This is a genomic window from Lysinibacillus boronitolerans JCM 21713 = 10a = NBRC 103108, from assembly GCF_000772935.1.
GTDB classification, from domain to species: domain Bacteria; phylum Bacillota; class Bacilli; order Bacillales_A; family Planococcaceae; genus Lysinibacillus; species Lysinibacillus boronitolerans.
The window spans coordinates 1-1,256 of record NZ_JPVR01000030.1 but is presented as its reverse complement, the minus strand read 5'-3'; the positions used below and the strand labels follow the sequence as shown (position 1 = coordinate 1,256).

Below are 1,256 nucleotides of genomic sequence, written 5' to 3'. Positions count from 1 at the left end.
GATCGAGGACTTAACCAATATGTTTGAAGCATTCAATGTATCGTTTATCTAGTTTTGAAAGAATAAGTCTTTCAGCTGAATAAGTGAAGTGATGATGGCAAAGAGGTCACACCCGTTCCCATACCGAACACGGAAGTTAAGCTCTTTAGCGCCGATGGTAGTTGGGGGCTTCCCCCTGTGAGAGTAGGACGTCGCTTCGCTTATTTTTTGTGGAGGATTAGCTCAGCTGGGAGAGCACCTGCCTTACAAGCAGGGGGTCGGCGGTTCGAGCCCGTCATCCTCCACCATTTTGGTCCCGTGGTGTAGCGGTTAACATGCCTGCCTGTCACGCAGGAGATCGCCGGTTCGATCCCGGTCGGGACCGCCATTATTATTGCCGGTGTAGCTCAGTTGGTAGAGCAACTGACTTGTAATCAGTAGGTCGTGGGTTCGACTCCTATCGCCGGCACCATTCCCTTGGAGGGGTAGCGAAGTGGCTAAACGCGGCGGACTGTAAATCCGCTCCTTAGGGTTCGGCGGTTCGAATCCGTCCCCCTCCACCATTTTAGGGGCATAGTTCAACGGTAGAATAGAGGTCTCCAAAACCTTTGGTGTGGGTTCGATTCCTACTGCCCCTGCCAGGTATTGAGGTACTCGTTCATATACAGCTATTATAAATTTATATAGTGGCGATTGTGGCGAAGTGGTTAACGCATCGGATTGTGGTTCCGACATTCGTGGGTTCGATTCCCATCAGTCGCCCCATTTTAACATTGGGGTATAGCCAAGCGGTAAGGCAACGGATTTTGATTCCGTCATGCCTAGGTTCGAATCCTAGTACCCCAGCCATTTTTTCTTTTTTTATGAGCCATTAGCTCAGTTGGTAGAGCATCTGACTTTTAATCAGAGGGTCGAAGGTTCGAGTCCTTCATGGCTCATCATTTTTTAATTAATATGCGCCCGTAGCTCAATTGGATAGAGCGTCTGACTACGGATCAGAAGGTTATGGGTTCGACTCCTGTCGGGCGCGCCAATAAATTCATGTTTACGGAATGTAGCTCAGCTTGGTAGAGCACTTGGTTTGGGACCAAGGGGTCGTAGGTTCGAATCCTGTCATTCCGACCATCTTTCATGATTAATGGGGCCTTAGCTCAGCTGGGAGAGCGCCTGCCTTGCACGCAGGAGGTCAGCGGTTCGATCCCGCTAGGCTCCACCATTTTAATATTTTTGGAGGTATACCCAAGTCTGGCTGAAGGGATCGGTCTTGAAAACCGACA

11 tRNA genes and 1 rRNA gene are annotated in these 1,256 nt (G+C 49.8%); all 12 read left to right on the top strand.

Annotated elements, in window-relative coordinates:
- Positions 1-84 precede the first annotated feature (84 nt).
- The 12 genes from rrf (at position 85) to CD31_RS00215 (ending at position 1,195) form a co-directional block, all read left to right on the top strand.
- Positions 85-200, top strand: a 5S ribosomal RNA gene (gene rrf, locus CD31_RS00270).
- An 11-nt stretch (positions 201-211) separates the two neighbouring features.
- A tRNA-Val gene (locus tag CD31_RS00265) sits at positions 212-287 on the top strand.
- 4 nt (positions 288-291) lie between these two features.
- Positions 292-367 (top strand) — tRNA-Asp (locus tag CD31_RS00260).
- Positions 368-375: 8 nt separating this feature from the next.
- Positions 376-451: transfer RNA gene (locus tag CD31_RS00255), tRNA-Thr, on the top strand.
- 7 nt (positions 452-458) lie between these two features.
- Positions 459-542 (top strand) — tRNA-Tyr (locus tag CD31_RS00250).
- Positions 543-546: 4 nt separating this feature from the next.
- A tRNA-Trp gene (locus CD31_RS00245) sits at positions 547-620 on the top strand.
- A gap of 48 nt (positions 621-668) precedes the next feature.
- Positions 669-744: transfer RNA gene (locus tag CD31_RS00240), tRNA-His, on the top strand.
- A gap of 9 nt (positions 745-753) precedes the next feature.
- Positions 754-828: transfer RNA gene (locus tag CD31_RS00235), tRNA-Gln, on the top strand.
- Positions 829-844: 16 nt separating this feature from the next.
- A tRNA-Lys gene (locus CD31_RS00230) sits at positions 845-917 on the top strand.
- An 18-nt stretch (positions 918-935) separates the two neighbouring features.
- Positions 936-1,012: transfer RNA gene (locus tag CD31_RS00225), tRNA-Arg, on the top strand.
- 15 nt (positions 1,013-1,027) lie between these two features.
- Positions 1,028-1,104 (top strand) — tRNA-Pro (locus tag CD31_RS00220).
- A gap of 15 nt (positions 1,105-1,119) precedes the next feature.
- Positions 1,120-1,195: transfer RNA gene (locus tag CD31_RS00215), tRNA-Ala, on the top strand.
- Positions 1,196-1,256 lie beyond the last annotated feature (61 nt).